23 protein-coding genes are annotated in these 23,284 nt (G+C 60.1%); 11 read left to right on the forward strand and 12 right to left on the reverse strand.

Translation table 11 applies throughout. From position 1 onward, the window contains the following. Positions 1-8: 8 nt before the first annotated feature. Both V8J85_RS02690 and V8J85_RS02695 read left to right on the forward strand, forming a co-directional pair. Entirely contained in the window at positions 9-1,109 is a 1,101-nt protein-coding gene (locus V8J85_RS02690) for an ABC transporter ATP-binding protein (protein WP_339951962.1), read from the forward strand. Positions 1,110-1,178: 69 nt separating this feature from the next. Next, a complete protein-coding gene (locus V8J85_RS02695; RefSeq protein WP_339951964.1) occupies positions 1,179-1,949 on the forward strand; it encodes an HpcH/HpaI aldolase family protein in 771 nt (256 codons plus the stop codon). On the opposite strand, the gene V8J85_RS02700 is transcribed toward V8J85_RS02695, so the two are convergent. Genes V8J85_RS02700 through V8J85_RS02715 form a run of 4 tightly spaced genes read right to left on the reverse strand, consistent with a single transcriptional unit; the run spans position 1,936 to position 5,885 of the window. After that, the gene (locus V8J85_RS02700; RefSeq protein ID WP_339951966.1) at positions 1,936-3,231 is read right to left on the reverse strand and encodes an HlyC/CorC family transporter; all 1,296 of its coding nucleotides are present in this window, start codon (positions 3,229-3,231) and stop codon (positions 1,936-1,938) included. The genes V8J85_RS02695 and V8J85_RS02700 overlap by 14 nt on opposite strands. 53 nt (positions 3,232-3,284) lie before the next feature. After that, positions 3,285-4,226 (reverse strand): site-specific tyrosine recombinase XerD, encoded by a 942-nt coding sequence (locus V8J85_RS02705; RefSeq protein ID WP_339951968.1) that lies wholly within the window; start codon positions 4,224-4,226, stop codon positions 3,285-3,287. Beyond that, positions 4,223-5,746 (reverse strand): hypothetical protein, encoded by a 1,524-nt coding sequence (locus V8J85_RS02710; RefSeq protein ID WP_339951971.1) that lies wholly within the window; start codon positions 5,744-5,746, stop codon positions 4,223-4,225. Before V8J85_RS02710 ends, V8J85_RS02705 begins: the two co-directional genes overlap by 4 nt. Then, entirely contained in the window at positions 5,733-5,885 is a 153-nt protein-coding gene (locus V8J85_RS02715) for a hypothetical protein (protein ID WP_339951973.1), read from the reverse strand. The genes V8J85_RS02710 and V8J85_RS02715 overlap by 14 nt, the downstream gene beginning before the upstream one ends. A gap of 153 nt (positions 5,886-6,038) precedes the next feature. On the opposite strand from V8J85_RS02715, the gene V8J85_RS02720 reads away from it, so the two are divergent. Then, positions 6,039-6,593, forward strand: a complete 555-nt coding sequence (locus tag V8J85_RS02720) for a shikimate kinase (RefSeq protein WP_339951975.1) — start codon at positions 6,039-6,041, stop codon at positions 6,591-6,593. Then, positions 6,593-7,708: a 3-dehydroquinate synthase gene (gene aroB, locus V8J85_RS02725; protein ID WP_339953060.1), complete on the forward strand. Its 1,116-nt coding sequence runs from the start codon at positions 6,593-6,595 to the stop codon at positions 7,706-7,708. The genes V8J85_RS02720 and aroB overlap by 1 nt, the downstream gene beginning before the upstream one ends. Before the next feature lie 32 nt (positions 7,709-7,740). Here the strand turns inward: aroB and V8J85_RS02730 are convergent, their stop codons facing one another. Then, the gene (locus V8J85_RS02730; protein WP_339951977.1) at positions 7,741-8,247 is read right to left on the reverse strand and encodes a single-stranded DNA-binding protein; all 507 of its coding nucleotides are present in this window, start codon (positions 8,245-8,247) and stop codon (positions 7,741-7,743) included. Between the two features lie 130 nt (positions 8,248-8,377). On the opposite strand from V8J85_RS02730, the gene V8J85_RS02735 reads away from it, so the two are divergent. Then, on the forward strand, positions 8,378-8,968 hold the full coding sequence (locus tag V8J85_RS02735; RefSeq protein ID WP_339951979.1) for a lytic transglycosylase domain-containing protein: 591 nt from the start codon (positions 8,378-8,380) through the stop codon (positions 8,966-8,968). On the opposite strand, the gene V8J85_RS02740 is transcribed toward V8J85_RS02735, so the two are convergent. The 7 genes from V8J85_RS02740 to miaA all read right to left on the reverse strand — a co-directional run bounded on the left by V8J85_RS02740 (position 8,965) and on the right by miaA (position 18,325). After that, positions 8,965-9,795: a DUF1206 domain-containing protein gene (locus V8J85_RS02740; protein WP_339951981.1), complete on the reverse strand. Its 831-nt coding sequence runs from the start codon at positions 9,793-9,795 to the stop codon at positions 8,965-8,967. The genes V8J85_RS02735 and V8J85_RS02740 overlap by 4 nt on opposite strands. Positions 9,796-9,853: 58 nt before the next feature. Beyond that, the gene (locus V8J85_RS02745; protein WP_339951983.1) at positions 9,854-11,923 is read right to left on the reverse strand and encodes an ABC transporter ATP-binding protein; all 2,070 of its coding nucleotides are present in this window, start codon (positions 11,921-11,923) and stop codon (positions 9,854-9,856) included. A 102-nt stretch (positions 11,924-12,025) separates the two neighbouring features. Beyond that, entirely contained in the window at positions 12,026-13,486 is a 1,461-nt protein-coding gene (locus V8J85_RS02750) for an ABC transporter permease (RefSeq protein ID WP_339951985.1), read from the reverse strand. A 13-nt stretch (positions 13,487-13,499) separates the two neighbouring features. Continuing rightward, a complete protein-coding gene (locus V8J85_RS02755) occupies positions 13,500-14,555 on the reverse strand; it encodes an ABC transporter permease (RefSeq protein ID WP_339951987.1) in 1,056 nt (351 codons plus the stop codon). A gap of 125 nt (positions 14,556-14,680) precedes the next feature. After that, positions 14,681-16,333, reverse strand: a complete 1,653-nt coding sequence (locus V8J85_RS02760) for an ABC transporter substrate-binding protein (protein WP_339951989.1) — start codon at positions 16,331-16,333, stop codon at positions 14,681-14,683. 218 nt (positions 16,334-16,551) lie between these two features. Further along, positions 16,552-17,367 carry a helix-turn-helix transcriptional regulator gene (locus V8J85_RS02765; protein WP_339951991.1) on the reverse strand — a complete coding sequence of 272 codons (816 nt, stop codon included), beginning with the start codon at positions 17,365-17,367 and terminating at the stop codon, positions 16,552-16,554. A gap of 58 nt (positions 17,368-17,425) precedes the next feature. Next, positions 17,426-18,325: a tRNA (adenosine(37)-N6)-dimethylallyltransferase MiaA gene (gene miaA, locus V8J85_RS02770; protein WP_339951993.1), complete on the reverse strand. Its 900-nt coding sequence runs from the start codon at positions 18,323-18,325 to the stop codon at positions 17,426-17,428. A gap of 104 nt (positions 18,326-18,429) precedes the next feature. Between miaA and pyrH the strand changes: the two genes are divergently transcribed. The 6 genes from pyrH (at position 18,430) to dxr (ending at position 23,284) form a co-directional block, all read left to right on the forward strand. Next, the gene (pyrH, locus tag V8J85_RS02775; protein WP_339951995.1) at positions 18,430-19,152 is read left to right on the forward strand and encodes a UMP kinase; all 723 of its coding nucleotides are present in this window, start codon (positions 18,430-18,432) and stop codon (positions 19,150-19,152) included. A 5-nt stretch (positions 19,153-19,157) separates the two neighbouring features. Further along, positions 19,158-19,808, forward strand: a complete 651-nt coding sequence (locus V8J85_RS02780; protein ID WP_339951997.1) for a hypothetical protein — start codon at positions 19,158-19,160, stop codon at positions 19,806-19,808. 179 nt (positions 19,809-19,987) lie between these two features. Further along, a complete protein-coding gene (gene frr, locus V8J85_RS02785; protein WP_339951999.1) occupies positions 19,988-20,551 on the forward strand; it encodes a ribosome recycling factor in 564 nt (187 codons plus the stop codon). A gap of 31 nt (positions 20,552-20,582) precedes the next feature. After that, entirely contained in the window at positions 20,583-21,308 is a 726-nt protein-coding gene (gene uppS, locus V8J85_RS02790; RefSeq protein ID WP_339952001.1) for a polyprenyl diphosphate synthase, read from the forward strand. Between the two features lie 3 nt (positions 21,309-21,311). After that, a complete protein-coding gene (locus V8J85_RS02795) occupies positions 21,312-22,118 on the forward strand; it encodes a phosphatidate cytidylyltransferase (protein WP_339952003.1) in 807 nt (268 codons plus the stop codon). Further along, positions 22,115-23,284: a 1-deoxy-D-xylulose-5-phosphate reductoisomerase gene (gene dxr, locus V8J85_RS02800; RefSeq protein WP_339952005.1), complete on the forward strand. Its 1,170-nt coding sequence runs from the start codon at positions 22,115-22,117 to the stop codon at positions 23,282-23,284. The genes V8J85_RS02795 and dxr overlap by 4 nt, the downstream gene beginning before the upstream one ends.

Below are 23,284 nucleotides of genomic sequence, written 5' to 3' on the forward strand. Positions count from 1 at the left end.
AGGGAAGTATGGCCGATCTCAAGTTGGTGGATGTCGCCAAGACCTACGGTGGTACGGTCGATGTGCTCAAAAACATCAATCTGGACATCAAGCAGGGGGAGCTGATCGTCTTTGTGGGGCCGTCAGGCTGCGGGAAATCGACGCTATTGCGGATGATCGCAGGGCTGGAAAGCATCACCGGCGGGACGCTGGAGATTGACGGCGTTTTGGTGAACGACGTGCCACCCGCGCAGCGCGGCATCGCGATGGTGTTCCAGTCCTATGCGCTTTATCCGCACATGACGGTGCGCGATAACATGTCATTCGCTTTGAAACTGGCAAAGAAATCGCCGCAAGAGATCGATGCGGCGGTGAACAAGGCAGCGAAGATTCTGCAGTTGGATGAATATCTGGATCGCCTGCCCAAGGCGCTTTCAGGCGGGCAGCGGCAGCGTGTCGCCATCGGCCGGTCGATCGTGCGCGACCCCAAGGTCTATCTGTTCGACGAACCTCTGTCGAACCTCGACGCCGCCTTGCGTGTCGCCACACGGATCGAGATCGCGCAGTTGAAAGAATCCATGCCTGAAAGCACGATGATCTACGTCACGCACGACCAGGTGGAGGCGATGACGCTTGCCTCGCGCATCGTCGTGCTGGCGAACAAGGGCATTGCGCAGGTGGGCACACCGCTGCAACTCTATGAACGGCCAGAAAACGAATTCGTCGCCCAGTTCATCGGCTCACCCGCGATGAACCTGCTGGGGGGAGAGATCGTTGGCACCGGGGCACAGACGACCGTCAAGCTGGACGATGGCGGCATGGCCCATTCCGCCGTTCCGACGGAAAGTTCCGACATGGGATTGAAGGTCAATATCGGCGTCCGGCCCGAGGACATGCTACTGACCGACGGCGACGAATACCTGTTCTCGGACAAGGTCAGCATCGTAGAGGCGTTGGGCGAGGTTACCCAACTGTATTTCGAACCGCCAAAAGCGGACGCCGATACCGATACCGTGATCGCCAAGCTGGCCGGGATTCACAAGGACATCCGCGGTAAGGAGCTGAAATTCACTGCCGATCCGGCCAAGGTCCAGATCTTCCATAACGGACATTCGCTTTACTATCGTTGACCAGTGAATGCTTGCGAGTGTCGCGCCGATGTGTTCGCATCGGCGCGATTTCTTTTGGGCGAGGATGTGATGCAAAACCCTGAAAACAAGCTGAAAACTGCGCTTTTGGCGGGACAGGTGCAGCATGGGCTTTGGTTGACGACTGGTTCATCCCTGAATGCGGAGGTTGCAGGCGATGCGGGTTTCGACTGGTGTTTGATCGATGGCGAACACGGGCCCAACACGATCACCGAAATGCTGCCGCAGGTGCAGGCCCTGCGCGCGACGGGGACGCCGGTTGTCGTGCGCATCCCGCAGGCAGAGGCGTGGATCGTCAAGCAGGTGCTTGATTTAGGTGTCCAGACAGTGCTGGCGCCGATGGTCGATGACGCCGCCAAAGCGCAAGAGATGGCGCGGGCGATGCGCTATCCCCCCGACGGCACTCGCGGCATGGGTGCGGTGCTGGCGCGCGCGTCCCGTTTCGGAGGGATCGCTGACTACCCGACCAGCGCCAATGCGCAGATGTGTCTGCTGGTCCAGGCCGAGAGCGCGAAAGCGGTCGAAAACGTCGATGAGATTGCCGCTGTTGAGGGTGTGGATGGCGTGTTTGTCGGCCCCGCCGATTTGTCCGCCGATATGGGCTATCCCGGTCAGCCGGATCATCCAAAGGTCGAACAGGCGATTGATCACCTGATCGCCCGGACGCTTGCGGCAGGCAAGATCGCCGGGATCGTGACCTTCGATGAAACCCGCTATGCCGAATATGCGCAGAAAGGCGTTACATTCTTGGGCGTCGGCGGCGATGCGCTGGTGCTGGCGAATGCGCTGCGCAACTTGGCCAAGCGGGTCAAAGACGCCTGATTTTCAGCGTGGCGATCCGGTTCTGTTCCTTTGCGACGACCTCGAACCGGAAGCCGTGGAAGGAAAAGACCTGTCCCTTCACCGGGATCATCTGCGCCTCATGGATGACAAGACCGGCGACAGTGTTCGCCTCGTCGTCCGGCAGGTTCCAGTCATGCGCGCGGTTGAGGTCACGGATCGTCATACCGCCATCCACGACATAAGACCCGTCGCTTGCGGTCGAGATGACGTCACCGCCATCTTCATCGAATTCGTCCGCGATCTCGCCCACGATTTCCTCGAGGATGTCTTCCAGTGTGATCAACCCTTCAAGCCCGCCATATTCATCGACCACCAGCGCAAAATGGGTCTTCCGCTTGAGAAAGTTGCGCATCTGGTCATCGAGTGTCGTGGTTTCCGGAATAAAGTAGGGGGGCATTGCGACCTTCGTTACGTCGAAATCGGCGAGGCCCTTGGCGTTGCCACCGGCCAGCAGTTTATGCATGGCGCGCAAAAGATCCTTGGCATGGATGACCCCGATGATGTTCTCTTGATCGTCCCGAAACAGCGGCAGGCGCGTGTGTTGGCTTTGCAAGATCAGGTCGAGGATTTCTTCAGGTGGAAGGGATGCATCGATCATCTCGATCCCAGACCGGTGCAGCATGACCTCTTCGACAGCGCGTTCGTTCAGGTCAAGCGCGCCCAGGATACGGTCACGGTCCTCTTTCTGCACGATCCCTTCGGAATGGCCGATCTGCAGGGCCCCGGCGATTTCCTCGCGCACGGCAAGGATATGGCTGTCGGGATCGGTGCGGACACCGAACAGGAACAGGACCCCCCGGACAAGGTAACGGACAGCCGTCACGACCGGAGAGAATACCAGAACGACGAAACTGATCGGTCCGGCGACACGGGCGGCGACGGTTTCGGGATAGGTGATTGCGAATGTTTTGGGCAGGACCTCGGCAAAGATCAGGACCAGCAGCGTCATGATCAGCGTTGCCGCCGCGACGCCGTTTTGGCCGAAAAGCTGGGTCAGCACCGCCGTTGCCAGCGACGTTGCCAGTATGTTCACGACATTGTTGCCCAAGAGGATCGAACCGATCAGTCGCTCGCTGTCTTCGGTGATGTCCAATGCGCGTTGTGCGCCGCCGGATCCCTTGTCAGCCGCCGATCGCAATTTCCCGCGTGACGATGCGGTCAACGCCGTCTCGGATCCGGAGAAAAAGCCGGACAGGACAAGAAGGACAAGGATAGCTGCCGCCGTCAGCCAGAAGGCGGCGTCAGAGACTGTGGATTCCATCAGGGACTCTCAAAGTAAACATTGCTTGGTTATGGGGTGCGGATGGTGTGGCTTCAAGTCTTGGCCGCTTTGGCCAGTGGATGATGTTCCATCACCAGCTCTTTCAGCCGCTCGTCCAGCACATGGGTGTAGATTTCTGTCGTGGCCACATCGGCATGGCCCAGCATGGTCTGGATCGACCGCAGATCGGCGCCGCCCGCCAGCAAATGCGTGGCAAAGGCATGACGCAGCGTGTGTGGGGTGACCTTGGCGGGTGAGATGCCCGCAGCGACGGCCAGTTCCTTGATAAGGCCAAAGAAACGCTGACGGGTCATGTGCCCTGCCTTCCCACGCGACGGAAACAGAAATTTCGCGGCCGGCTGACCATATTCGCGGGCGCGTTCGTGTATCTGGTCCCATTCCGCCAGATAGGCCGCCAGCGCATCACGCGCCGGGGGGGATAGCGGCACCAGCCGTTCCTTGCCCCCTTTACCACGCACCAGCAGCATCCGCGGGTCACCGCGGGCGGCGGAAACGGGCAGGCTGACCAGTTCGGTCACCCGCATGCCCGTCGCATACAGCAGTTCCATCAGGCAGGTATTGCGCAGCCGGTCGCGTTTGCCGCTGCGCGCGGCGTTCAAAAGGCGGTCGACCTGAGCAGTATCAAGCGTCATCGGCAGCCGCTGCGCGCGTCCCGGACCTTTGATCTGGAGGGCAGGGTTGTCGTCGCGCCAGCCTTCTTCAAAGGCAAAGCGGTAGAGTTGCTTGATCGCCGATAACCGCCGGGCACGGGTGGATTTGGCCAATCCATCAGCCTCGCAATCGATCAGATAGCCTTCGACATCGCTCTGCTTGGCGTTGGCGAAGTGCACGGATTTATTGCTAAGCCAGTCGCCGAAATTCTGAAGATCGCGGGCATAGGCCAGCTGCGTGTTCCGGGCCGCATCCAGTTCGGCCGCCTGCGCCTCGAGAAAGGATTGGATCCAATGCGACATGGGCATGTCCTGTGCGGTCATGTGGCCCGGTCCAGGATCAGCATCTGCAAAGACGCACGCCGCGCCACATCTTCGAGCCCGACGGATCGGAACAATGCAAGCGCGTCGGTCACGGATCGGGCATCGCCCCGATAGCCCGCGTTGAAAAGGGTGATGGCGCGCAACAGCGCTTCACCCAGCTTTCCTTCGTCGACCAGCGCGCGCAATGCCGGTGGTGGCTGTGCCCCATTGAATGCAGCCTGGATCGCGAGTTCGCGGGAGTTGGTCACCCGCACCTCTTGCGGGACGCCGCGCGCGAGGGCGGTCAAGAAGGCATCGGCACCATCGGGCGCGCTCAACGCGACCTCTTCATAGTCGGGCGACAAAAGCCCGATCCGAAAGGCCAGATCGGCATCACCGCCGGTCAAGGTTATATCCTGCAGCGCCGGACCGTAGAGCTTGGCGAATGCCACTTCTGCGCGGGCCGTTTCGATCGCTGTCCATACCGGCGCGAGGGTGTCGGTGACATCTTTGGACGACCGGGCACGCAAGGCTGCATCAAATGCCTGGACCGCCTTGGCCCGGTCCCAAATACCGCCGGATGCGGCGGGCGTGCCCCCGGTATAGACCCGCTGCAAAACGTTTTCCGACACCGCGCCGACGCGCGCCAGACGTTCGGCCGCTTCGATCTGGGCCTTCCAGGGGGCCGTACTGCGCAGATCGGCATGGGCAAAGGCCAGGGGTTGGTTGGCTGTAATCAGCGGCTCACCGATCGCTTCGTGCATGCGGAAGACCAGCGGGCTGATCCGGTCGGGTGGATCAAGGGCTGGTTCGTCTTCGTACAATTCCGGGTCGAGGAAGCGGGACAAAAGCGCCTCTTCCGCCGGGCCGATATCGCCAAGCACCCGATGGGTGTTCAGGGTAAGGGCGGCGGTATTCCAGTCGCCACTGCGCGCGAGACAAAAGATGCGGGCGGCATAGGTCGGGGCCACGGCGGGCGCATCTGCCATGACGTCGCAGGCGTCATCCTCTGTTCCTGTCAGCAGGGCCACATCGAACCAGCGACGGAACAGCGGGGCGGTATCTGGCGACGCCTCTTCGATGAGGGCCTGCGCCTGATCGAGCGCGCCCAGGTCAAGCAACTTGTCCACGCGGGCCAGGAACAGCGCACCGTCGGGGCCGGCCCCTGCGGGCGGATCGGCTTCGGCCAGCATCAGTACTTTCAGGAAATCCTGGATCGCGGGCAGTGTTTCGACCCGTTTCGATTGCACCAATGCGACCAACGTTTCTTCGTCGCTGCCCGCCCAGATGCTGGGTGGCAGGCCCGTCACGCTGGCGGGCAGAAGGCCCACGCGGTCCTTGGACGGTTGATCCAGCGGTGTCATGGTCACGGGGGGTGTCACGATACCCCTTGCCACCGGCGGTTCGACGGCGGAGGCCGGCTCGACGCTTTGAGACAGCCAGTCGATGGCGGATAGCGGCGCGCCGATATCCTGTGCGGCCGCCCCGGCGGCGACAGCGCAAAAGACCGGTGCGAATATGTATCGCCTAGTTTGCGTCAAGCGTGACAGGGCGCGTCACCTCTTCGGTTGGGGCAGCGAAATCCGCGGGAAAGAAGATCGGGCCGATATAGGCATAAGCGATCAACCCTATGCCGGCCAGGATCGTCAAAAACAACAATGCCTTAATCAATCGCCACATCGCCTGCCCCTCATACGCCTCTCTGCCGTTTTCGGTGGTCTGGTTGCCACCTTTTGCAGTGTTTATATATGGTCTTTTCCGCAATATCACGGCATTCATTCACTAATTTTTGCAGAGGGTGCGCAATGTGATCGGGGCGGTATGGGGCAGCGAATGACAGAGGCACCACCGGCCCGCCTGATCCGCACCGTGGTCCTGGTGGGCATGATGGGCGCGGGCAAGACCGCGATCGGCAGATCACTCGCCGCGCGGTTGGGTGTCGATTTCGTCGACAGCGACACGGCCATCGAAGAGGCCGCGGCGCTGAGCATCGCGGAGATTTTCGAACGCGATGGTGAACGGTTCTTTCGGCGGCGTGAAGCCGAAGTTCTGCGCCGCTTGCTGTCGGGTCCGCCGGGGGTCGTGTCGACCGGTGGTGGCGCATTTCTGTTTGACCGGAACCGCACTGCGATCGCCGAGATGGGCGTGGCTGTTTGGCTGGATGCCGATCTGGACACATTGTGGGAACGTGTGCGCCACAAGGATACTCGTCCGCTGCTGCGCACCGATGATCCCAAGGCTACGTTGACGGCTCTGTTCGCGGAACGTCGCCCGGTCTATGCGCAGGCCGGGGTGCGGGTGTCGATCGACCGCGCGGCATCGATCGAGGAAACGACCGATCGGGTGCTGGACGCACTGTCCGCGCATGGGAATATTCTGGAAGGCTGATAATGAACACAGTGCATGTGGACCTGCCGGGGCGGGAATATGATATTCATATCGGCCCGGGATTGCTGGCCGAGGCCGGCCGCCATTTGGCCGATCTGGGTGGACGACGGCATGTCTGCATCCTGACGGATGAGAACGTCGCGCGGCTGCATCTGGCCGATTTGCAGGCGGGCTTGTCCGCCGCCGGCCTGACCTCTGTGGCGCTGACCTCGCCTGCTGGCGAGGCGACGAAGTGCTGGGCACAGTTGGAACGGTCGGTCGAGTGGCTTTTGGCGCAAAAGGTAGAGCGCAACGATATCGTCATCGCCTTCGGCGGCGGCGTGATCGGCGACCTGGCGGGGTTTGCGGCGGCGATCCTGCGCCGTGGGGTGCGGTTCGTCCAGATCCCGACCAGCCTGCTGGCACAGGTCGATAGCTCTGTCGGGGGCAAGACCGGGATCAATTCGCCCAGCGGTAAGAACCTGATCGGTGCCTTTCACCAGCCGTCATTGGTGCTGGCTGATACGGGCCTGCTGGGCACGCTGACGCCGCGCGATTTTCTGGCCGGTTACGGCGAAGTCGTGAAATACGGCCTTCTGGGCGATGCGACGTTTTTTCACTGGCTCGAGGCCGAGGGGCGTGCATTGGCGGCTGGCGATATGGATGCGCGCGTGCGGGCCGTGACCCGATCCTGCCAGATGAAGGCCGATATCGTGCAGCGCGATGAGACCGAGCAGGGGGATCGCGCGCTATTGAACCTTGGCCATACGTTTTGTCACGCGCTGGAGGCCGCGACAGGTTATTCCGACCGATTGTTGCACGGCGAGGGCGTGGCGATTGGATGCGCGCTGGCTTTCGAATTGTCGGCACGGCTGGGGCTGTGTTCACAAGAGGACCCAAGCCGGGTGCGGGCGCATCTGCGCGATATGGGGATGAAGGTGGATATCGCCGATATTCCGGGGGATTTGCCGGACGCAGCAGGGCTGCTGGACCTGATGGGGCAGGACAAGAAGGTTGTGGATGGCAAGCTGCGGTTCATCCTCGCGCGCGGAATAGGCGAGGCGTTTATTACATCGGATGTGCCGCGCGAGGCTGTCATGGACGTGTTGGATGACGCGCTGCGGGGGAGGGTCTGAGGTCCCGGGTCAAGCCCGGGACTGCGTAGCGTCTAAAACGGAATTTCGTCGTCCAGATCGCTGTTGCTGCTGCCGCCTTGGGATGATCCGCCGCCATAGCCGCCATCGTTTCCGCCATAGCTGCCACCGCCGTAACCGCCGCCGCTGCTGCTGCCACCGCCATAGTTACCACCGCCGCCGCCTTCACCGCGACTGTCAAGCATGGTCAGATTGCCGCCGATCCCTTGCAGCACAACCTCGGTCGAGTACCGATCCTGCCCGGATTGGTCCTGCCATTTGCGGGTCTGCAGCTTACCCTCGATGTAAACCTTGGACCCTTTGCGCAGGTATTGTTCGGCAACCCGCACGAGCCCTTCCTGAAAAATGGCTACCGAATGCCATTCCGTTTTTTCGCGCCGCTCACCGGTGTTCCGGTCTTTCCAGTTTTCCGATGTCGCGATCCGCAGGTTACAAACCTTGCCGCCGTTCTGGAACGTCCGCACTTCGGGGTCGGCACCCAAATTCCCGATAAGGATGACTTTGTTCACTGATCCGGCCATTTTGGCGCCTCCCGCGATTCTGATTTGTGCTTTTGTGACAGACACCGAATGGGGCAACAAGGTTAAGGAAGGGCTGACAGTGGTGCAAAAAGGCTCTAGCGTGCCAGCAAACCTTCAAAAAGGGGCAGGCATGCGTAGGACAGGATTGAGTTTGGCAGCGACCTTGGTGCTGGTCGGGTCAGGCGGGTGGGCGCAACAGCAGGTTTCGACCAAGTCGCGTGCGGCCCTTTTTCAAAGCCAGTTATCCGTTCTGGATGGCCGCGCGGCAGAGCAATACAACAACTCGGTCCGATTGCAGCCACCGCAGATCGAGGTGCCCGGTGCACCGGGAAGCACACCGGCCTACACCGGCCGCTATCGCGGGCCATATCTGGATGTCGCCCGTTCAGCCGCGATCCGGCACGGGGTACCGGCGGATCTGTTCCTGCGGCTGGTACAACAGGAAAGCGGCTGGAACCCACATGCGCGGTCGCACAAGGGCGCCTTGGGGTTGGCGCAGTTAATGCCGCAGACGGCACGGGCGCTGGGGGTCGATCCGCACGACGCGGCGCAGAACCTTGACGGCGGGGCGCGGTATCTGCGGACGCAATATGACAAATTCGGCAACTGGCAGCATGCGCTGGCGGCCTACAATGCCGGGCCGGGGGCGGTCGAACGCTATCGCGGTATCCCGCCTTATCGGGAGACCCAGAATTACGTCAAAGTGATCTGGGGAAGCTAAGCTCCTATTTCGGCGAGACTTTTCAAGCTCGGATCGGTCAGGCCGGGAACCACCCGATATCGCGCATTCACGAACAGAAAAAGTGCAAAGCCCAAAAGCCCGAGACACAGGCCGGTCACGAGGGTTTGCCCGTAAATCTGTTGCGCCAACCAATCAAAGGTCTTGTCGAGACCGCCTGCCTCATCGGCGTCGTGCGTCCAGAACGCATACATCAGGAAAATGCTGACGATTACGATGACGATCCCCTGGGCGGCAACGCCGGCCTGCAACAGCCTATTCCAATGCTGGGTGAAATGATTGGCGGTCAAGTGATCGCGATATCCCTGTGACCATGCCTTGTGCAGATAGTAAAAACCGGCGCCACAGGTCAGGGCGCCGATGACTCCGACAAGCCAAACACCAAACGGGATCTCCATGATCATCTCTGTCGCACGGATGATGTGCGAACGTTGGTAGTCATCTTCCTGCCCTTCGAAGACCAAGATGATAGCGCCAACTCCGATCGCTGCATGAACCAATCCGGTGGTGACCATGCCACCGCGGGCGATGAGCCCCTTGATATCTTGACCGTAATTTTCCAAATCGGCCCAGGCGCTTATGAGTCGCCAGAGCGTATAGCACAGCAAGCCTATCCCGATGATCATCAGCGTTGCCGCACCCATCGGCGACGTTTCGATCTGTTCGAGCACTTCGGACGTGCCTTGCGCCTGCCCTCCGTGCCAGATCGCCCAAAGCGAGAGGCCCGCGATCGCGACATAGGTCAGACCGCGACCGGCATAGCCCAACCGCATAATGGGAAGCGCCCATTGCATTCGCCGATCCGCCATGCCGCTGTCTCCCACCCTGAACCGAAAGACAAACCGCGTGGACAAGCGGATGGTTCCCTTACTCCGCCGCGATCTGAATAACCGGCTCCATCGCTTCGAGATCGGCGTCGCTCAGGTGGCACTTGATCTGATGGCCTTCGGTCAGTTGCCGCACCGGCGGCACCTCTTTTTCGCACAGCCCGCCCGGTACTTGCGATTTCCACCGGCAGCGGGTCTGGAACGGGCAGCCGGGGGGCGGATTCATGGCCGACGGAATTTCGCCCTCCAGCACAATATGTTTCTTTTCTACATGCGTGTCGGCGATGGGTACCGCCGACAAAAGTGCCTCGGTATACGGGTGATAGGGCGGGGAAAATACCTGATCAGTCGTTCCCAATTCCACCACATGGCCCAGATACATGACCATTACCCGGTCGGACAGATAGCGCACGATCGACAGGTCGTGGCTGATGAACAAAAGCGTTGTCTTATGCTCACGTTGAATTTCCATTAATAGATCGGTCACCGCGGCCTGGACCGAGACATCGAGCGCCGAAACGGGTTCATCCGCAACGACGATCCGGGCATCACCGGCAAAGGCGCGGGCGATGCCGACCCGTTGTTTTTGCCCGCCGGATAGCTGCCGCGGCATCCGATCGGCGAAGGCGCGGGGAAGTTTCACAAGATCAAGGAGTTGCAGCATGCGCTCGCGCCGCTCGCCATCGTTTTTGCCGACGCCAAAGATTTCCAGTGCCCGCATGATCTGCCGCCCGACCGTCATGGACGGGTTGAGCGTGTCGAAGGGGTTCTGGAACACCATCTGCACGTCTGCGATGGTTTTCGTGTCGCGGTTTTCGATGGGCGTGTCGCCGATGGATTTGTTGTCGAGCAGGATCTGCCCTTCGGTTGCGGTCTCTAACCCCATGAGAACCTTGGCAAATGTCGATTTACCGCAGCCGGATTCGCCCACGATGGCGAGCGTTTCGCTTTCGCGCGCTTCGAAAGACAGCGTTTCGTTGGCTTTGACCACCTTTTTGTCGCCACCGCCGAAAAGGGCATTGGCCGCAACCTCGTAGTATTTCTTGAGGTCTTCCATTTTCAGGACAACCCGACCGGGTTCGGGTTTTTCTTTGGTTTCAGATACTTGGATCGGGGCATTCCAGTCGATTTCCTGGAATTTCAGGCAGCGGGTCTGATGGCGGTCGTTGCCCGGAACAGCGTCCATCGGGATGAAGCCCTGATCACACCGCCCCGCCTCGAAATAATCGCAGCGGGGGCCGAAATTGCAGCCGTGGGGCCGCTCATGGGGCAGGGGGAAGTTGCCCGGAATGGCGACCAGAGGCCGCGCGTTCTTGTCGGCGCCGGGCAGGGGAATGGACCGGAACAGGGCCTGCGTGTAGGGGTGCTGCATCTCGTCGAAGACGTCCGTGATGCTGCCCCGTTCGACGGCCTCGCCGGAATACATCACGCAAATCCGGTCGCAGGTTTCCAGCACTAACCCCAAGTTATGACTGATAAAAAGCATGCTGGTGCCGTATTTCTTGCCGAGGTCCTTGACCAGTTCGACGACCGCGGCCTCGACCGTTACGTCAAGTGCGGTTGTGGGTTCGTCGAGGATCAAAAGCGACGGGTTTGCCATCAGCGCCATGGCGATCACGATGCGCTGTTGTTGACCGCCGGAGAGCTGGTGCGGATAGCTTTTGAGCATGCGTTCGGGGTCGGGGAGTTTGACGTCTGTGACGACCTCAAGGGCTCGTTTGTAAGCCTCTTTTTCGCCCACGCCTTCGTGGATCATCGGCACTTCCATCAGCTGTTTGCCGATCTTCATGGCGGGATTTAGCGATGCCATAGGCTCTTGATATATCATGGCAATTTCGCTGCCGCGGATGTCGCGCAGGCGTTCGGGCGACATCTCGCACAGGTCTTCGCCCTTGAACTTGATAGAACCGCCGACGATGCGGCCGTTGACGCCAAGATCCTGCATGACGCCAAGGGCGACGGTGGATTTGCCGCAGCCGGATTCTCCAACCAAACCAAGGGCTTCGCCGGGCATGATATTGGCGGAGAAGTCCATGACGGCGGGGATTTCGCGCAGTCGGGTAAAGAAGGAAATGGACAGTTTGTCGATTTCGAGGATGGGTTCGGTCATCTGTTAACTATTTCCATTTTTGGCGTCTGAGGGCTGTCGGAATTCCATCGGAAAACCATCGGAATTCCATCGGACCTTTGCGCACGGTGCCATTGTTAACCATTAATCCTTGAGGCTTTCTTCGCGCAGCCCGTCGGCGAGCAGGTTGAGGCCCAGGACAAGTGACAGAAGCGCCACGGCGGGCGGCAGGGCCGGGTGAACATAGATCAGGAGTAGCTTGCGCCCTTCGTTGATCGTCGTTCCCCAATCGGGGCTTTCCGACGACAGGCCCAGGCCAAAGAACCCCAGCGTCCCCAACAGGATCGTGGTGTAGCCGATCCGCAGGCAGAAATCGACGATCAGCGGCCCGCGCGCATTGGGCAGGATTTCCCACAGCATGATGTACCAAGCGCCTTCGCCCCGTGTCTGCGCCGCCGCGACATAGTCGCGGGTCCGCAGATCCAGCGTCAGCCCGCGCACGATCCTGAACACGGTAGGCGCGTTCACGAAGACGACCGAGACGAAGACCACGAGGATGGTGATGTCGAACAGGTCGAACCAGCGGGGCAGGAAGTTGATCACCGTCCCAGGCTGGTTGATGACCGACAGATAGAGCCAGCTGAGAATGCCCAGGACGGGTACCATGATCGCCGTCCGTTTGGCGGGTTGCGTGTAGTAACGCGAATTCAGCAGAACCCCGAAAAAGATGATCGGGAAAACGAACAGGAAGGCGGCCATATAGCTGGGGATGCCCGTCAGCACGATTTCGGGTGTGACCAAAAGATAGAACAGAAGGATCACGGGGAAGGCGAGGATCAGGTTGGCGACGAAGGACAGAAACGTATCAAGCTTACCGCCATAATAGCCTGCGGGCAGGCCAAGTGTGATCCCGACCATAAAGGCGAACAGCGTCGCCAAGGGCGCGATCGCGATCACGATACCTGAGCCGGTGACGACCCGGCTGAAGATATCCCGCGCGAGGTTGTCGCCGCCGAGCAGGTAGTGCGGGTAAACGTCCGTGCCGTCCCCGTAGACCAGGCCGGGCACTCCGTTCTTGAGCGCGCGGGCGATCTGCAGATCGGTGGGCTGGGTCAGCGGGTCGAAGGTGGTGATCAGCCCGAATACACCGCTGAAGATCGCGGTGAAAACCCAGAACATCACAATCGCAAAGCCGATCATGCCGATCACGCTGTCGAAGAGTTTGCCGTAGAGCCCCAGCCTGCGTTTATACATGATCGACAGGCCGAACGTGATCAGCAGGGCCACCCAGACGGGCAGGAATTGGCGTGACATCTCGCCGACGATGCCGACGGTACCATAGGGTGTGACGATCCCGCCGATCAGGTAGGCGAGGATGATCCCAACGGTGAAAAGAAAGAGATATTTGTTTGTGTTTTCAACGATCCCCAGTGGTCCGCCGCGCGCGGCCAGTGTGCCATCGGGATTGGCCTGCAACGTGGCCGGGGCCGCGAAGAAACCGAGGATCAGTTGTGCCACGATCCCCAGCACCAGAAGGCCGACCAGAATGGTCAAAGCGGGATTGAGGATCACGCCGAGGCTGCCTGTCCATGTCAATGGTTCCATGTCCGGGTCCCCCTTATGAAATACGGATACGTGGGTTGAGGAAGACGTAGCCGATATCGGAAATCAGCTGTGTCACCAGTACCACGAAGACGGAAACGACGGAGACACCCAGCAGAAGCTCGATATCGTTGTTGCCGGCGGCCTGCACCAGCACCCAGCCGAAACCTTTGTAGTTAAAAAGCGTTTCGACGATCACCACCCCGTTCAGGAGCCACGGGAATTGCAGCATGATCACCGTGAACGGCGCGATCAGCGCGTTCCGCAGCGCGTGTTTGATCACGATCTTGGGGAAGCTCACCCCTTTGAGCCGTGCGGTGCGGATGTATTGCGCGGTCATGACCTCGGTCATGCTCGCCCGCGTCATCCGCGCGATGTAACCCATGCCATAAAGGGCGATGGTGATCACCGGGAGGAAAAAGTTGGCGAAGGTGGCGTCGTCCATGGCCGCGGTTGCGGTGCCTTTGAACGGGATCGTATCCCATTCGACAAAGGCCTTTGTCGCGAGTGCTGCGATCAGGATGACCCCTGACACATATTCGGGCGTTGCAGTGGATACGATTGAGACGGTCGATAGGGTCCGGTCGGTTCGCGAGCCTTCGCGCATCCCCGCCAGCACCCCGATGATCAGCGCGCCGGGGACCATGACCATCATGACCCAGAACATCAGTTTCCCGGTCAGACCAAGGCGGGTGGCCACGATGCTGCTCACATCGTCTTTGAATACGGTTGAAAAGCCCCAATCGCCCTGCAGGATGCCGCAGAATCCTGCGGCCTCTTCCACCGGTTGCCCGGGTTCCTGACAGCGGGCCCGGGTCGTTCCGTCGGAGCCTTCGATCACGTAACCGGGCAGGACGCCCAACCATTGGCCGTATTTGACGGGTAAGGGTTGCGAGTAGCCCCGGTTTTCAAGCCAGCTAACCACGGCATCGTCCGTCATCCGGGCATTGCCCTGGGTTTTGGCCAGCTTTTCCAGATTTGGTCCCAGATTGGTCAGCCAGAATACGATAAATGTCAGGCAGAGTGCCGTCAGGAGCATCACCCCCAACCGGCGTAGAATAAACAAACCCATAAAGGCCCCTGTTGCTAGGCAGCGTCAGGTCATTGCCCGACTTATCGTTCCTTGGTGGCCCCGGTTTTCCGGTGATCCACCTGTCGTGAAAAGGGCCGCCCCGGTGACAGGGCGGCCCTTCGATATCAGGCCGCGAAAGCCATTTTGTAGATCTGCGGCAGATAGGCGATATGCATGTCCCAATCTAGGATGCCCGGCTTGGCATGGCGGTAAAGCGAACGCCAATAGGGCTGCAGCGTCACGCCTTCGTCGCGCATGATGATCTGCAGTTTTTCCATCACCTCGCGGCGCGCATCGGCATCGGCGATCGAGTTCGCCTCGGCCAGCAGCGCATCGAATTCGGCATTGGCAAAGCCGCTTTCGTTCCAGGCCTCACCCGAACGGTAGGCGAGTGCGAGGATCTGCGTGCCCAGCGGGCGGTGGTTCCAGTTGGTCGAACTGAACGGATATTTCGTCCAGTCGTTCCAGAAGGTTGAACCGGGGATGATCGTCCGCTTGATGTTGAAGCCCGCGTCGCGCAGCTGGGCTGCCACGGCATCGGTCGTGTTCTTGCGCCAATCATCGTCGATGGAGATGATTTCGAATTCGAAATCAGCCATCCCGGCCTCTTCCAGCAGCGCCAAGGCGCCTTCGGGATCATACTCAAGCCCCGGAATATCAGCATATTCCGGGTGCATTGGTCCGACATGGAAGTTCTTGGCGGCCTGACCGCGGTTGGCATAGCCCAGTTCGAGGCAGACCTCGTTATTGACGGCCATCGCGATCGCCTTGCGCACGCGGACGTCAGCGTAGGGTTGTGTGCCGTCAACCTCGGCCTGTTGGTTGGGCCGGATGGCGATCGTGGCGCCTGATGCGACCTCGGACCGTTCCCAGCCGATGCCTTCGACCACGTCGACGAAGTCACCGACGGTTTCGTAGAACATGTCGACCTCGTCCGCCGCGGCGGCAGCGACCCAGGCGGAAGGATCCTGACCGTAGTCGATGAATTCGACGCGGTCGAGATAGGCCCCTTTGCCAGCCTCGTAGCCCCACCATTCGAAGCCTTCGTTGCGGATGAGCACGCCCTTGACGCCGACCTCGAGGCTTTCGGGCAGGTATGGCCCGGTGCCGATGGGGTTGCCCATCATGTTTTCCGCATCAAAGCTGCTGTGCACGATTGCGGCCGGATAGTCGGCCATGCCCGCGATCAGCGAGATGTCGGAGGTGGGCAGATTCAGTTTGACCGTTGTGGCATCCACGACCTCGATCGCGCCTTCGATGGCCTGACCCGATGCTTCATCGATCAGCGTGGCGAAACGACCCGCCATGGAGTTGCCTTCGAGGTTCTTGTCGCACCAGCCCGCGATGTTGCGCGCCACATCCTCGGCGGTGAAGTCGTCGCCGTTGTTCCATTTGACGCCGGGGCGGACGTTGAGGGTGTATTCGGTGGCGTCGTCGTTGACATCCCAGCTTTCCAGCAGCATGGGCGCGAACGTCCCGTCGTTGTTGTATTCAACGAGATATTCCAGCCAACCGTTGGTGAAATAGGCGATCTGGGTCCAGTCGAAGGTGCGCGGATCCTTGAGCGCGCGGACTTCCATCTGCATCCGCAGCGTGCCGCCTTGCTGGTGACCGCCAGCCTTTGCTGGCGATGACAGGCCCAGCAGCCCGTATGCCGCGGATGCGGTTAGGCCCAGACTGGTCGTACGCGCCAAAAACTCCCGGCGGCTGAGTTGCCCGGCCTTTTCTTCGGCGGCATACATAAGCGCAGCTGGGTGGATATTCGTCGGTTGCGTCATTCTTGTCTCCCTGTGACACACATTTTTTTTCGGAAAATTCAGTACTTCACGCCGTTTTTCGCGTGTTCCCTGCATTTCGTCCCGCACAATGGGGCACGATTTCCGGGGATAGGTCAACAGAGGCTTTGGGAAATTGAATGACATTTGCGACAGTTTCTTAGCCGAAAAGCGACATTTCGGCGCAGTTGTTCAAACCGCTTTGGTGCCGCGTCGCAGCATTATTGCGCTTGCTGGCGGCTGGCACTTCCTTTGTTGCGCCGGAACGCCGAGGGTGTCTGACCCGCGCGAGCCTGAAAGCTGCGGGTGAAATAAGCCGCCGAGCGAAAGCCCAGATGGCGGGCGATGTCCTGAACGGGGATTTTGGTGTCCTGCAACAAGGTGCAGGCCTCGAAATGGATCCGTTCGTTCAGCAGATCGAGCGCGGAGCGGTCGCAGCTTTGCCGACACACCCGAGAGAGATGGGTGGGTGTCACGCCAAGCGTTTTTGCATAATCGGCGATCCCGAGGTCGCGGTGGAAATCCTGCGCAATCAGCTTGGTATATCGCGCGACGATTCGCCCGGCGGCTGAGCTGCGGCGGGGGTCAGGTTGCGTATCATGTCTGGCCAGATGCCGTTCGACGAAGATGTGCAAGAGGCCCAGATGACAGAGCGCTGCGCGCATATCGCCCGCTGGCTGCAACTCGCGTTCGACCGCTTCGATCAGGCCTTGCAGTTCTTTTTGTATGGCGACGTCCAGAAAACGCAGGTGAAAGCTGTGTTCCGGCCAGGTGGGTCCATCGGCGGGCAATGTCATGATCTGGGCGAAAACCGTGGGCCCGATTTCGATCCCGTACATCGTGTTGGGCGGGATGTGGATCAGGTTGTTGGGCCCGTAACCGGTGGTCAGCCCGGCAAGCGTGATCCGCCCCTGGCCTTTGGTGACATGGATCAGTCGCCCGGTGTCATGGCTGCGCATCGCCTCGTGCCGCCAGCGCGCGGCGGGTCCGGTATAGGTCAATGCCTTGAGCGCCAACGGGCTGGTGTGACTGATCATGTTCATAGCTTGCCCCAATGTTGTTTTTTGACAAGTCTTCGCAGAAAGCCCTTTGGATTCAATCCGCTAGATCATCGACGAATCGCAGTGTTGCGGAAATGTCCGCCCTGTCGATCGGGATTTGGTGCCAATCCTTATGGCGCGACCGGAACCATGTGCGCTGTCGTTTGGCATATTGGCGCGAGGCGATGATGGCGGCATCGCGCGCTTGATCGAGTGTGATTTCGCCTTGCAGGTAGCCGATCAGTTCGGAGGCGCCTATCGCTTTGGACGACAGGTGGTTTGGGTTCCAGTGGGGCAGCATGGCCTTGGCTTCGTCGAGCGCGCCTTGATCGAGCATCTGGTCGAAGCGCCGGGTGATCCGGTCGTTGAGCCAGTCGGTGTCGGAGGTCAGGTTGATCCGGATCGCGTCTTCGGGCGGCAGGAGTGGCGGTTGTGTGTCGTCCTGCCATGCGGCAAGGCCGCGGCCTGTGTTCTGCAGCACTTCCCACGCCCGCTGGACCCGCATGCGGTTTTGGGTGTCGATGCGTGCGGTGGTTTCGGGGTCAAGTTCGCGGAGAAGGTGTTGAAGTGTCAATGTGTTGGCGTGCGTTCTTAAGTCATCTGGTGTTGCCGGTATCTCTGCGAGGCCCTGAGTAAGGGCATTGAAATTCAAGCCCGTGCCGCCGACGATAATGGGGCGCGGTCCGGTCAGATGGCGTGCCACGTCGCGCAGCCAATGCCCGACCGAGTAGTCCCCATCGAAAGGCACATGGCCATAAAGCACATGAGGGGCCACGGCGAGATCCGCGTCGTCGGGCCGCGCGGTCAGGATGCGCCAGCCATCGAAGACCTGCACCGCATCGGCGTTCACGATCACACCGCCCTGCGCCTTGGCGACATGGAGCGCCAGTGCTGATTTTCCCGATGCGGTGGGCCCCGCGATCAGGACGGGTTTGTCGGGTGGGATGGTGATCATTCCCCTTTCATGCCGGGTGGGCGATTTGCCCGCAAGCGCCCATTGAACCCCAGCCCGATTTCCGACATTTTGCGCTGCAATAAATAGCGCATCAGGGGGACGCCATGAGTGAGGCCGCGACGACGTATAACCGCGTCATGTTGAAGATTTCCGGTGAGGCGCTGATGGGCGATACCTCATTCGGGCTGCACCCGCCGACCGTGCAGCGGGTCGCGAAAGAGGTGAAGGCGGTTCATGACCTTGGCGTCGAGATCTGCATGGTCATCGGGGGTGGGAACATCTTTCGGGGCCTTCAGGGGTCGGCCCAGGGGATGGAGCGCACGACTGCCGACTACATGGGCATGCTGGCCACGGTGATGAACGCCCTGGCGATGCAATCGGCGCTGGAGGAGTTGGGCATTCATACGCGGGTCATTTCGGCAATAACCATGAACGAGGTGGCAGAGCCGTATATCCGCCGTCGCGCCGTGCGTCACCTGGAGAAGAAGCGGGTGTGCATCTTTGCGGCGGGGACGGGGAACCCGTATTTCACTACCGATACGGCGGCGACCCTGCGCGCGAGCGAAATGAACTGCGAGGCGATCTTCAAGGGCACCAAGGTGGACGGTGTCTATGACAAGGACCCGGCCAAGCATGATGACGCCGTGCGCTATGAGCGGGTGAGCTATGACGAGGTGCTGCAGAAACATCTGGGGGTGATGGATGCCTCGGCCATTGCGCTGGCGCGGGACAATGCGCTGCCGATCATCGTGTTCTCGCTGGATGAGCCGGGCGGGTTCCGTGGCGTGATGGCGGGCGAAGGGACTTATACGATCGTGAAGGATTAGGCGCGGTGGCCGAGTTCGATCCCGAGGTCTACGATATGGTCTGCGACGTGCTGACCGGCGAGTTCGGAATTTCGCCACATCGGACTGGTCCGGACGTGGAAATGATCAACCTCGACTTGGATTATCAGGAATACGATCGCCTTTATGTTGTCCTGTCTGAACGGACTGGCGTGTCGTTGCAGGAGATATCTGCGACGATGCCGGTCATCAATTGTGGTGAGAGCGAGAATGCCATGCAGAGCCTACGCAACATCGCGCCGTTCAGCGTATTCGCCGCGGATTACCTGAACAGGTGCGACATACGAGCCGAGCGTGAAACCATTGGCAGCATTGCGGCGACGTTCACAGCGGGGAAATACGTGCGTTCGGGTCTTCTTTTCCCGCTGACCCTGCCGCCGCATAGCCGTGCGCATGTTCTGATCAAACTTGTTGTGGTGCCCCTGTTGGTGGTCGTCGGGCTGCCGGTGGCCTACACGATGTGGCCTTGCAATCCGTTCGCCTGGTATTGTGGTTGGACGATGGATGGGCGGCTGGGCGATGTCATCGGCTTTCTTGTCGTTTCTTCAATCATTTTCACATCTGGTACGTTGTGGCCCGGGCTGCAGGCATTGCGCCGCCGTCGGGCCCGATTCCGTCGGCGTGGCGTGGGTGACTGAAAGGTGCGGCTGCGCCGCATTATGTTTCAGGTGCCTCCGGTGGCGGTATTTTTGAACAAAAGAAGCCATGATCCTGCGCGAATTTTGCACCGGTGCTGCGGATAACCTGACCTATACAAGGTGGCGCGCATCGCTTAAGACGATGAAAAGCCGGGCAAAGCCCCAAGGAAGAGCAGAGAATGTCTGACGATTTTGAACTTGATACCGATGACCTGGAACGCCGTATGGCAGGGGCGATCGCGAATTTGCGCACCGAGCTTGCGTCTTTGCGGACGGGCCGTGCCTCGGGCTCGATGCTGGAGCCGGTGATGGTGGATGCCTATGGTGCGATGACGCCGATCAACCAGGTGGGCACCGTCAACGTACCCGAACCGCGGATGGTCACCATCAATGTCTGGGACAAGGGCCTTGTCGGTAAGGTCGAGAAGGCCATTCGCGAAAGCGGGTTGGGGATCAATCCGCAGTTGAATGGCACGATCATTATGCTACCAATCCCCGAGTTGAACGAGGAACGTCGTCGCGAGTTGAGCAAGGTTGCCGGTCAGTACGCGGAAGGGGCGCGGGTATCGATCCGCAACCTGCGCAAGGACGGGATGGACCAGATCAAGAAGGCCAGGGGGGATGGCCTGTCCGAAGACGACCAGAAGTTTTGGGAAAGCGCCGTGCAGGAGATCACGGATGCCCATATCAAGACGGTCGATGATACGTTGGAGGCCAAGCAGGCCGAAATCATGCAGGTCTGACCCCCTGCCATAGATATGAAAGGGGCTGTGTGTGCCCAAGGATATCGACCGAAAGACCCCACCGTCCCATGTGGCGATCATTATGGATGGCAATGGCCGTTGGGCGCAGCAGCGTGGCCGTCCGCGCCTTTTCGGCCATCATGCCGGTGCCCGCCGCGTGCGCGAGATTTTGGCGGCCTGTCCCGATCTGGGGGTGAAGTATCTGACGATCTTCGCCTTTTCGACCGAGAACTGGAAGCGGACCCAGACCGAAGTGGCCGGACTGATGAGCCTGTTTCGCAAGTATCTGGAACGTGAGACCCAGGCGTTGGTCGAGAATGGCGTGTGTGTCCGTTTCATCGGCGACCGTATCCGGCTGGACGATAAGCTGGTCGCGCTGATGGACGACCTTGAATTGCGCACGGCGGACAATGACAAGGTGCATTTGACCGTGGCGCTGAATTATGGCGGGCGCGATGAGGTGACGCGCGCCGCCAAACGCCTTGCCTATGAGATCGAGATGGGCCGTCTGACCCATAATGATGTGGATGCCGAGACCCTGTCAAAGTTTCTCGATACTCACGTTCTGCCTGATCCCGATCTGGTGATCCGGACAAGTGGTGAGGCCCGGATTTCGAATTTCCTGCTGTGGCAATCGGCCTATGCGGAATATGAATTCATCGATACGCTTTGGCCGGATTTCACCAAGGCGGAGTTCGCGCGTGTGTTGCATGGTTTCGGGGCCCGGGAACGGCGTTTCGGGGCCGTGCCTGCATAAAGAATGACGACGAATGCCCCATTGCCCCCCAGCAACTGGGATGACCTGACCGTCCGCGTCGCGTCGAGCGCGGGCATGGTTATTGTCGGCGCGGCAGGTGTCATCATGGGCGGTGTCTGGTTTCAGATGCTCGTCGTCTTCGTCAGCGCGGTGATGATTTGGGAATTGTGGATGATGATCCGCGATGACGAGCCGACCAAGGGGATGCTGTTGGCCGCGCTGGTTGCCTCGGTCATGTCCGGGCAGCTGGGGCATGAGAGCCCCTGGGCACTGTTGTTGTTTCTGGTCGTCCCGTTGATCGGCGTCACCCAGCTGAAGACCGAGATCAAGACGTTCTTTATCTTCGCGCTTGGCATTCAGATCGCGGGTTGGGGGTTGGTCCATTTTCGCGATGACTTTGGCTTTACCTGGCTGTTGTGGCTGATGTCGGTGGTGATCGTCACCGATATTTTCGGCTATTTCGCGGGCAAGTCGTTTGGCGGACCGAAATTCTGGCCCAAGGTCAGCCCGAAAAAGACCTGGAGCGGGACGATCGCGGGCTGGCTGGGTGCCGCGCTTGTCGGTTACGTGTTCACGCTGTTCACCAATGCTGGACTGGTGATTATCCTGATTTCGATGGCGCTGAGCTTTGCCGGACAGATGGGTGATATCGCCGAGAGTGCGTTGAAACGCCGGATGGGTGTCAAGGATAGCTCGACCCTGATCCCGGGTCATGGTGGGCTGTTCGACCGGTTCGATGCGCTTTTGGGAGCGGCGCTATTCATGTTGTTGGTCGCAGACATATTCAACGTGCCGGGAGTGGCCTTTTGAGGCGGATCAGCGTGTTCGGTGCGACCGGGTCGGTGGGGCAAAGCGCGCTGGATTTGGTCAGGCGCGATGCCGGGGCCTATGACGTGGTGGCCTTGACGGGTGGCCGGAATGTCCGGCAGTTGGCCGATGATGCATGGGCTTTGAAGGCCGATATCGCGGTGACCTGCTATCCGGAATGTCATGACGATTTGAAGGCACTGCTGGATGGGAGCGGCGTTGACGTCGCCGCCGGGACGGAGGCGCTGTCAGAGGCGGCAACACGCCCGGTGGATTGGGCCCTATCGGCGATCGTGGGTGCCGCGGGGCTGATGCCGGGGCTGACGGCCCTTGAGCACGGAACGACGTTGGCCTTGGCGAACAAGGAGTCGCTGGTGACGGCCGGCCCATTGTTGCTGGGGAAAGCCAAGGCGCATGGCGCGACCGTTCTGCCAGTCGATAGTGAACATTCCGCGGTGTTTCAGGCCCTAGTGGGCGAGGATATGGCGGCGGTCGAGCGTGTCATCATCACCGCGAGCGGAGGGGCGTTTCGGGATTGGCCGGTTGAGAAACTGGCGACCGCAACGCTGGAACAGGCCTCGAGCCATCCGAATTGGGATATGGGGCAGCGGATCACGATCGACTCGGCCTCTATGTTCAACAAGGCGATGGAGCTGATTGAAACGAAAGAGTTTTTCGGCGTTTCGCCTGCGATGATCGAAGTGCTGGTGCACCGTGAAAGCCTGGTGCATGCGCTGGTGGGTTTCAATGACGGGGCGCTGATGGCCCATGTCGGTCCACCGGATATGCGTCATGCGATCGGCTATGCGCTGCATTGGCCCGAACGGAAAGAATTGCCGGTGGACCGGCTTGATCTGGCGGCTGTCGGCAGTTTGACCTTTGAATCCCCTGATGACGCGCGTTATCCGGCGCTGCGGCTTGCCCGCCGGGTAATGGAAGAGAGTGGCCTTTCGGGGGCCGCGTTCAATGCCGCGAAGGAACGTGCGTTGGATGGCTTTATTGCCGGTGAGATCGGGTTTCTGGACATGTGCCGCGTGGTCACGGCTGTGTTGGACAAAATGTCATCATCCGATGGGCTGCAAAATGTCGAAATCAGTTTAGATAATGTGTTGGATACCGATCGGCTGGCCCGTATACGCGCGGGCGAAGCCATCAGCCAATTAGGATAA

Origin of the sequence: Yoonia sp. 2307UL14-13 (assembly GCF_037572755.1) — a bacterium.
Taxonomy (GTDB): domain Bacteria; phylum Pseudomonadota; class Alphaproteobacteria; order Rhodobacterales; family Rhodobacteraceae; genus Yoonia.

Coding starts and splice junctions, on each gene's coding strand:
- V8J85_RS02760 (WP_339951989.1), bottom strand. CDS start 16,333: ATGACGCAACCGACGAATATCCACCCAGCTGCGCTTATGTATGCCGCC.
- V8J85_RS02700 (WP_339951966.1), bottom strand. CDS start 3,231: ATGGAATCCACAGTCTCTGACGCCGCCTTCTGGCTGACGGCGGCAGCT.
- V8J85_RS02720 (WP_339951975.1), top strand. CDS start 6,039: ATGACAGAGGCACCACCGGCCCGCCTGATCCGCACCGTGGTCCTGGTG.
- frr (WP_339951999.1), top strand. CDS start 19,988: ATGTCTGACGATTTTGAACTTGATACCGATGACCTGGAACGCCGTATG.
- V8J85_RS02690 (WP_339951962.1), top strand. CDS start 9: ATGGCCGATCTCAAGTTGGTGGATGTCGCCAAGACCTACGGTGGTACG.
- V8J85_RS02730 (WP_339951977.1), bottom strand. CDS start 8,247: ATGGCCGGATCAGTGAACAAAGTCATCCTTATCGGGAATTTGGGTGCC.
- V8J85_RS02705 (WP_339951968.1), bottom strand. CDS start 4,226: ATGACCGCACAGGACATGCCCATGTCGCATTGGATCCAATCCTTTCTC.
- miaA (WP_339951993.1), bottom strand. CDS start 18,325: ATGATCACCATCCCACCCGACAAACCCGTCCTGATCGCGGGGCCCACC.
- V8J85_RS02695 (WP_339951964.1), top strand. CDS start 1,179: ATGCAAAACCCTGAAAACAAGCTGAAAACTGCGCTTTTGGCGGGACAG.
- V8J85_RS02750 (WP_339951985.1), bottom strand. CDS start 13,486: ATGGAACCATTGACATGGACAGGCAGCCTCGGCGTGATCCTCAATCCC.
- V8J85_RS02740 (WP_339951981.1), bottom strand. CDS start 9,795: ATGGCGGATCGGCGAATGCAATGGGCGCTTCCCATTATGCGGTTGGGC.
- V8J85_RS02735 (WP_339951979.1), top strand. CDS start 8,378: ATGCGTAGGACAGGATTGAGTTTGGCAGCGACCTTGGTGCTGGTCGGG.
- V8J85_RS02755 (WP_339951987.1), bottom strand. CDS start 14,555: ATGGGTTTGTTTATTCTACGCCGGTTGGGGGTGATGCTCCTGACGGCA.
- V8J85_RS02745 (WP_339951983.1), bottom strand. CDS start 11,923: ATGACCGAACCCATCCTCGAAATCGACAAACTGTCCATTTCCTTCTTT.
- V8J85_RS02715 (WP_339951973.1), bottom strand. CDS start 5,885: ATGTGGCGATTGATTAAGGCATTGTTGTTTTTGACGATCCTGGCCGGC.
- pyrH (WP_339951995.1), top strand. CDS start 18,430: ATGAGTGAGGCCGCGACGACGTATAACCGCGTCATGTTGAAGATTTCC.
- V8J85_RS02795 (WP_339952003.1), top strand. CDS start 21,312: ATGACGACGAATGCCCCATTGCCCCCCAGCAACTGGGATGACCTGACC.
- V8J85_RS02765 (WP_339951991.1), bottom strand. CDS start 17,367: ATGATCAGTCACACCAGCCCGTTGGCGCTCAAGGCATTGACCTATACC.